Raw genomic sequence first — 7,776 nt, forward strand, 5'->3', positions numbered from 1 at the left:
TTCCTGAGAAGGACATCCATGGCTCGGTTACGAGAAAAAAGATTGATTAATAATAGAATGTATTGTACATTGTACATATGGGTATATTGGTAGATGCAAATATATATTTAGCTGTAATTCTTAACGAACCTGAAAAAATTAAGATTATTGAAATAACTCAAGCAGATGATTTGATTTCTCCAGTTGTATTACCGTTTGAAATAGGAAATGCACTATCTGCTATGTATAAAAGGAATAGGTTAGATAAAAATCAAATAATAGAGTGTTATTCAATTTTTCAGCAAATACCAATTCGATTGATAGATGTTAATGTACAAACATCGTTAGCGATAGCTGCTGATTATGGTATCTATGCTTATGATGCTTATTATTTAGAGATAGCAAAACGATTTAAGTGTAGTTTGATGAGTTTAGATAATAGGATGAAAGAAGTCGCAAGTGATTTAGGAATCCATTTATTGGAGGTTTAAATGAGAGTATTTAACTATTCAGAAGCAAGACAGAATTTTGCCTCAATATTGAATATGGCAACAGAAGAAGATGTTGTAATAGCAAAGAAAGATGGGACCAAGTTTAAGATAGTACCACTTACTAAAAATGAAAATAAATCACCGTTTGATGTTCCCGGGATTAAGAGCAACATAACAACCAAAGAAATACTTGAGATCATGAAGGAGGCTCGTGAGACATTTTAGAACAGCAGGCTGTAATTACGTCCTGTAATTACAGCTTTGAGCCACAAAACTTCAGCTAACACGGGATGGGTGTAGCGCATCCATCGCCCGAAAGCAGTCGAGAAAAGTGTTTGTTCGCCTGCCAAAAGCCGGTTTTTTGTACTACCCACATCCTTGTTTTTGTTTTGATTTTTACGCCTTCCTGAAGTATTGCGGCGATTTTTGTTCTTTAGCCAAAAGCTCCTGTCATTCATCTATCTGAAGAGAACTTTTTATTATAATGTCTCCTCCCAATGAGGTTTTTCCGGATATTTTTTTCAAAATTCTGAGGGCAGCCGTTTTTCCAATTTGCTCAACTGGTTGTTTGATATATATCCCTTCAGGATAGAATTCATCAATGCTACTATTATCTTTATAGCCCAAAAGAAATATTTCTTGGGGGATTTTGATGCCCTTGTTTCTGCAGAAAAGTACAATATTTGTAGTGATCATCTCGTTACTTGCAACTATGGCATTACACCCGGCCTGTAATAATGCTTGAATCTGGTCCCGATTACTTTTATCAGAATCTGCATTAAAAAAAACTATTGAGTCATCAAAGATAATATCAAATTCTTTTAGGGAGTCCTGATATGCCTTTAGCCTTTCCTGAGTCGTACTAATCTTGGGATTGTCGGCAATATATCCAATTCTCTTGAACCCCTTCTCAATAAGATAAGAAACACCTTTTTTCATGGAGCTGTAGTCTGACATAATAACTGTATCATTTGGATTATTACGTAATGTTCGGTCGAGGAATACAATTGGAATATCAGGAGAAATATAAGCCTTCAATTCATCGAAGTCCTGTAATATTGAGGCAACAAGGATGCCGTCAACTAATCCGGAAGAAAAAAATCGCAAGGTGTCTTTTTCAATTTCGGCTTGATCTTGCGTATTTGCGATGAGAAGATGATAGCCAAATTTCGTAAGAATGGATTCTGTCTCCTCTATGATTCGGGAAATAAACTGGTTTGATATATTGGGAGCTATCAGGCCGATGAGGAACCTTCGTCCTGTCTTGAACCCTCTGGCGAGTGTATTTGGCGTATAATGTAATTCAGAGATTGCAAGTTCGACCTTTTCTATCGTTTCAGGGTTTACTTTTCTTGTATGGTTGATGACATGAGAAACTGTTGCAACAGAAACTCCGGCTTTCCTTGCAACGTCGTGCATATTGGCTCTTTTGGGGATGCTACCTTCACTCATGAAAATATCTTTTGTGTAAAAGCCAAGTTTGTCAAGAACCATAGAAAATCCCTGCTCAAGAATCAGCATTTACAGACAATCGTCATGCGATTCGATTCCATTTGTCTTGGTTAATAATTTTCATGCTAATACGGCTCCCGATGAAACCCTTCATACTATCAATATCTGCCAAATAAAAAACTTGACAAGGTGCTCTTTTGATGATGAAATAAAAGCAAATACTACTGTTAAACGTTTACGTATACGTTTAACAGTGATTAGGAGGATGTTTTTGTGTATATAAAGAAATTCAGATGTATTGTAGGAATACTGCTCCTTGCATCAGCAATGACCAGTATTGTCTTCGCAGAAGGAGCAAAGGAAACCAGTCAGAGAAAAAACTCTGACCGAAAGACCATCTCCGTCTTGTTACGTTCAAGTGAAAGTGGAGAACCCTATAGGGTCTGGCAGCCTCTTTTCGATGAGTTTGCGGAAAAGCATAATCTGAAGGTGGAATATGAACTGATACCAAATGATGCTGATTATGCGAACAAGCTTCAGCTGTACATTTCTTCCAATCAACTGCCGGATTTTTATGGATGCGCAAATGGTACGTTCTCAAAAGCGGCCCTTTCCAGCGGCCAGTTGGTAAATGTCGGACAGGAACTCAAAGATATGGGTAAGTTTGATATGCTTAACAAAGCGGTTGTTGACTTTCTTACCGATTCTGATGATGGAAACATGTATCTTCTTCCCCAGGGGTTGTACTGCGAATTCTTTTTTTACAGAAAGGACATCTTTGAGCAATATGGACTTGAAATACCCAAAACATGGAGTGATTTTACCAAGGTTTGTGAAGTCCTTAAAGAAAAGAACATCACACCCGTAGTTGTTGGAGGCAAAGATAATTGGCAATTGATGAGATATTTGTCATTTATTCCATGGCGTGTAACACATGATGGTTTCATTTATGACTACATCGAAGGTTCTGATAGTTTTATGCAGAATGCCTATGCGCATGCAGGGGTTGAACTCCTGCATGATATGGGTACAAAAGGATATTTCCAGATTGGATTCACCAGTACAAACTATTCAGATTCCGTAAATCTCTTCTTTGGTGGTACAGGTGCCATGTATTATGCTGGAACGGGAATGATCTCCAATGCATCTGAGATGTTTGCCGATGGGAAACTGGGAATCTTCCCTGTCCCGGATATGCAGGGGGTTGAGAACATAAGTACCAATGTGCCTATTCATGCTGGTTTCGGATTTGGTTTCAATGCTGAGACCTATGATGATACGATGAAAGAATTTCTCTCGTTTGCAATGGATAACTTTTCAAAGGCCTGTTATGATGCCGGGATTTTTTCTCCCCTGAAGGATGAAGTGCCGGAGGGGCTTGATCCGTTGTTCTATGAAATCAAATCACTATTTGATGATGCAAAACAGAGTTGGGTCTCGTGGGACGACAAACTGGATTCTGCAACATTGACATCCATGGGTGATGAGCAGCAAGAGCTGGCACTGGGAATGATCAGCCCAAAACAGTTTGAAAGTGACATGGATAACGTTATAGAAGCAAATAGATAATAGGATTTGTCTGCCGACAACTTGTCGGCAGACATCCAGGAACGATCACAATGGATAAAACTTTTAATAAGCTATCAATTATATGCATGTTTGTGTTACCGGCTTTCGTAGTGTTTTCGTTGATCGTCATGTTTTCTATCGTCTGGGTATTTATTATAGGGTTTACCGATTGGAATGGATTTTCCCAGATGAACTTTATTGGCCTTAAAAATTATGTCGACATGTTTACTGCGGACAGAAACTATTGGGGGATAGTTACAAATACCCTGGTTTACACAATATACGAACTATTTCTTCAAGTGGGTGGTGGCCTTTTGGTTGCCATCTTTTTGACCAGAATAACCAGGGGACGGGCGGGTTTACAGACGCTGTATTACATTCCCGTAATAGTTTCCACTGTGGCATTATGCCAGATATTCACCATGCTGTTGTCTGTGACCCCTCCCGGTGTCGTGAATTCTCTTCTTGGCTTGTTCAATTCCGACTTTCTTTATGAAGAATGGATATCCAATCCAACCAGGTCTTTGGCTGTTGCGGCTTTCGTCGAAGGATATAAGTACTTTGGTCTGTATATGGTCATCTTTTATGCAGCTCTGATAGCAGTGCCAAAAGAACTTACCGAAGCCGCTATAATCGACGGTGCTTCGGCATTCAGGCAATATGCGCAGGTAAAGCTGCCGTATATTATGCCGGTTATCATCAGTAATTTTATTCTTGTCCTGAACGGCTCCATGAGATCCTTCGATGTCTCTTTCCTTTTAACGAAGGGAGGACCGGGAAATTCCTCGCAACTTCTTGCTCCGTACATGTACAAGCAAGCCTTCTCAAGCATGAAGTATGGATACGGGAGTGCCGTGTCAATGACGATCATTATTCTCTGCGTTGGAATTGGCCTCCTGCTGCAAAAATATCTACTCGGCCGGGCTGAGGAGTATTGATATGAGCATACATAGATCACATAAAATTTTCGGGAGAACAGTAAAAGGACTTATTGCGGTATTACTGATGCTTCTCTGCACCTATCCGATGATATATGTGTTGCTTTCAAGTTTCAAAAGCAGCGATGATTTTCTTCATTTAGCTTCTTATCAATTGCCCAGCCATCTTGATTTTGTCAACTACTGGACGGTTTTTGAACAGGGCAGGATACTAACGTATTTTAAAAACAGTATCATCATTACTTTAACGACAGTCATTCTGCTTTTGGGGTTGGCCTCTTTGGCCGGTTTTGGTCTGAGCAAGATTAATTTTCGTGGTAAAAAATCTTTGTTGTTTTACTTTAATCTTGGGCTCATGCTTCCCATGCAGGTCGCTCTGATTCCCTTGTTCTATGTTTTCAGCGCAATCTCTCTTCTCGACACGTATCCGGCAGTAATAATACCCCAGGTAGCTTTTTCCTTGGCCTTTTCAATTCAAATATTCTATTCGTTCTACAAGTTTTTGCCAAACGACATCGTGGAAGCGGGAATTATCGATGGATGTTCTCCATTGCAGATTTTTACAAAAATAGTCGTACCTGTATCTCAGAACGCATTTTTAACAGTAGCGACCATGCAGGGGGTATTTTGCTGGAACGAGTTCATCACGACCTACACCTTCACAAAATCCATAAGCATGAAAACGGTGACACTGGGTTTGAATGATTTTGTCGGCATGTATGGATTAACAGATTGGGGTGCGACATTTGCAATGATCATTCTGACTGTGCTTCCGACATTACTCGTCTATTTTCTTGCAAATAAATATATGTTGGCCGGCCTTTCTGCCGGAGCTGTCAAAGGTTAATCAGAAGGAGGAGTACTATGAAATTATACTATCAGCCAGAGGGTTTTTGTTTTGGTGACTGCATGCCTTTCGGGAAAGGAAAAGAGTTTTATCTTTTCCATCAGCGTGACGCCCGCAATCCGGAACCCCTTCCCAATTGTGAGCCGTTCGGATGGGAACTTGTGACAACAAAAGACTTTGTTCATTACGATTACAAGGGACTGGCAATCCCACCTGGCGATTATGATGCCCAGGACCAGTTTATATTTGCAGGAAGCGTATTTGAAGATAAGGATAATCTTTTTCATGCCTTTTATACCGGGTTCAATAGAGATTATATTAAAGAAGATCGCCCTTCCCAGGTCTTAATGCATGCCACAAGCAAAGATTTGCTGCATTGGGAAAAATCAGAGGAAAAGGTAACATTTACTCCCCAGGAAGGATATGACAAAGATGACTGGCGGGACCCGTTTGTACTTTGGGATGAAGAAAAGGAACGGTATATTTTGATTCTTGGTGGCAGACATATTACGGGGAAGCGATTGCTGAATGGATGTACTGTCTGGTTTACTTCAAAAGATCTCAAGCATTGGAGATTTGAAGGGGATTTCTATCGGCCTAATGCGTTTACCATGCATGAGATGCCAGACCTTTTTAGAATGGGCGACTGGTGGTATCACATCATAACAGAGTATAGCGACCGCAATAAAATGGTATATAGAATGAGCAAGTCCCTTGAAGGACCATGGTTGACGCCTGAAGATGATGCCTTTGATGGAAGAGCCTATTATGCAGGTCGAACATTTTCTCTCAACGGAAAGAGAATCCTTTTTGGCTGGGTTCCGACGAAGGAAAATGATGATGACAGAAAGAACTTCCAGTGGGGAGGGACCTTTGTTCCTTACGAAGTGCTTCAGCGTGAGGATGGGACCCTGGGAGTCAGAATGCCCCAAACTATGGAAGATGCTTTTAACCCCGCTGAAAACTGTTCAGCAATGGTCTTGGAGTCTTCCGACGCTGAAGAATGTTTTGTTCTTGCAGACGAATCTTCTGATATATTCCTCTTCGATGCTGATATTTCGTTTATGGAAGGTACAAGATCCTTCACATTGCGGTGCAAGGCTGATCCGGAAACATTTGAATCCTATCAGTTTAATTTTCTTATACATGAAAACCGTGTGGTGTTTGAAAAGACGCCGAATACTCCCTGGTTCCAGTGTATGAACATTGGCCTAGAAAGGCCACTTGTATTGGAGGCGGAAAAACATTATCACATACGATTGGTAGTCGATGATACCATAGGAACCTTGTTTGTCGATGACATAGCACTGAACGTCAGAATGTATAATGAGTATGGTACAGCCATAGCTATGTCTGTAACAGGAGGGTTGCTCAATCTTGAAGGTGCCAAAATTGCAAATGGCTTGAAGAAATAAAAGCAGCAATTTCTTGCTGCCTTTTATGAAAATATTTTTATCTAATGACCATGTTTGCAATCATAGCCATTGCCGATATTACTTTTTAATATCGGCTTTCTTATATTTATTGTAGCGCATCCATCGCCCGGAAGCGGTCGACAAAAGTGCTTCTTATACTGCAATCAGTTTAAACATTTGGGCCTGGGTCCCATTGTCGCGATGCTGCTGCACATTCGTTTCACTGGAAAAATGAGCACCGGGTACATCGAGACATTTTTCCGAATGGTTGCAGACAAGCTTGACATATCCATCCCTGGCGGCTGGCAGCACGAACCACCACTGGTTGCTGGCAAGATCGTGATACGAATACTGGATCACGGCGGCTCCATCATTGTCTGAACCTCCGCTTACGTCGATGGCCTTTCCGCTGTGAAGGGCCGTGATGAGATGGCTGCCGTCCGGTAACTGTTGAAAAACGAATTTCTGATTGTTTACGTCTTTTTGAGGATACAGTATCAATGGAACCTTATTGTCTTTGCTGCCACCTTTGACGTCTAAAAACAGTTGATTCTCACTTTCGATGTACGGCGATGGGAAGAGAACGTCAATCGTTGCGGACAAAAAGCTTTATGCTTTCATACATCCGGTATACACTTATGCAGTAAAGGAGTTAAAAAGATATGGATGGTTTTATCGGACAGATTCTATTGTTTGCCTTCAACTATGCGCCACGGCAGTGGTTGCCGTGTGAAGGCCAGATGCTGCAGATAGTGGACAATGAAGCCTTGTTTAGCCTTGTCGGAACACAGTACGGCGGTGACGGTCGCACAACCTTTGCGCTTCCCAATTTAAAGGGAAAAGAACCGGTTCTGGGTATGCGGTACTGCATCTGTACAGAAGGGGTGTATCCACCGCGTTCCTGATCGATCGGGCATGGTATCAATATTTGAGGTAGTGTCAATAAACTTGCGCAAATTCTTTTTGCCTCAATCTGAAGAATTTACTTATGAGACCTGATTCTCCCGATCGTAATCAATCAGCAGGTCCATATTCAGATACTTCCGTTCACTCCATGTAGAACCTGAAATATGACGCAGCCGGGC

10 protein-coding genes are annotated in these 7,776 nt (G+C 41.1%); 7 read left to right on the plus strand and 3 right to left on the minus strand.

The features are described from left to right. Positions 1 to 77: 77 nt before the first annotated feature. On the plus strand, positions 78 to 470 hold the full coding sequence (locus F459_RS0115120) for a type II toxin-antitoxin system VapC family toxin (protein WP_020613561.1): 393 nt from the start codon (positions 78 to 80) through the stop codon (positions 468 to 470). Next, the gene (locus F459_RS0115125) at positions 471 to 695 is read left to right on the plus strand and encodes a type II toxin-antitoxin system Phd/YefM family antitoxin (protein ID WP_020613562.1); all 225 of its coding nucleotides are present in this window, start codon (positions 471 to 473) and stop codon (positions 693 to 695) included. Here F459_RS0115125 and F459_RS0115130 read toward each other — a convergent pair. Both F459_RS0115130 and F459_RS0115135 read right to left on the minus strand, forming a co-directional pair. After that, a complete protein-coding gene (locus F459_RS0115130; RefSeq protein WP_020613563.1) occupies positions 692 to 928 on the minus strand; it encodes a hypothetical protein in 237 nt (78 codons plus the stop codon). The two genes, F459_RS0115125 and F459_RS0115130, sit on opposite strands and share 4 nt — an antisense overlap. Continuing rightward, positions 921 to 1,964, minus strand: a complete 1,044-nt coding sequence (locus F459_RS0115135) for a LacI family DNA-binding transcriptional regulator (protein ID WP_211214016.1) — start codon at positions 1,962 to 1,964, stop codon at positions 921 to 923. Before F459_RS0115135 ends, F459_RS0115130 begins: the two co-directional genes overlap by 8 nt. A 285-nt stretch (positions 1,965 to 2,249) precedes the next feature. Here F459_RS0115135 and F459_RS0115140 point away from each other — a divergent pair, with 285 nt between their 5' ends. From F459_RS0115140 to F459_RS0115155, 4 genes are all read left to right on the plus strand, one after another. After that, entirely contained in the window at positions 2,250 to 3,491 is a 1,242-nt protein-coding gene (locus F459_RS0115140; protein ID WP_245540190.1) for an ABC transporter substrate-binding protein, read from the plus strand. An 86-nt stretch (positions 3,492 to 3,577) separates the two neighbouring features. After that, positions 3,578 to 4,429, plus strand: coding sequence for a carbohydrate ABC transporter permease (locus tag F459_RS0115145; protein ID WP_211214017.1), 852 nt, complete (start codon positions 3,578 to 3,580; stop codon positions 4,427 to 4,429). A gap of 1 nt (position 4,430) precedes the next feature. Further along, on the plus strand, positions 4,431 to 5,276 hold the full coding sequence (locus F459_RS0115150; RefSeq protein ID WP_020613567.1) for a carbohydrate ABC transporter permease: 846 nt from the start codon (positions 4,431 to 4,433) through the stop codon (positions 5,274 to 5,276). A gap of 17 nt (positions 5,277 to 5,293) precedes the next feature. Further along, on the plus strand, positions 5,294 to 6,691 hold the full coding sequence (locus tag F459_RS0115155) for a glycoside hydrolase family protein (protein WP_020613568.1): 1,398 nt from the start codon (positions 5,294 to 5,296) through the stop codon (positions 6,689 to 6,691). Positions 6,692 to 6,844: 153 nt separating this feature from the next. Here F459_RS0115155 and F459_RS0115160 read toward each other — a convergent pair whose 3' ends face one another. Continuing rightward, the gene (locus tag F459_RS0115160; protein ID WP_020613569.1) at positions 6,845 to 7,294 is read right to left on the minus strand and encodes an RICIN domain-containing protein; all 450 of its coding nucleotides are present in this window, start codon (positions 7,292 to 7,294) and stop codon (positions 6,845 to 6,847) included. A 59-nt stretch (positions 7,295 to 7,353) separates the two neighbouring features. Between F459_RS0115160 and F459_RS0115165 the strand changes: the two genes are divergently transcribed. Continuing rightward, a complete protein-coding gene (locus tag F459_RS0115165) occupies positions 7,354 to 7,596 on the plus strand; it encodes a phage tail protein (protein WP_020613570.1) in 243 nt (80 codons plus the stop codon). The last annotated feature ends 180 nt before the right edge of the window (positions 7,597 to 7,776 follow it).

Source organism: Sediminispirochaeta bajacaliforniensis DSM 16054, from assembly GCF_000378205.1.
Taxonomy (GTDB): domain Bacteria; phylum Spirochaetota; class Spirochaetia; order DSM-16054; family Sediminispirochaetaceae; genus Sediminispirochaeta; species Sediminispirochaeta bajacaliforniensis.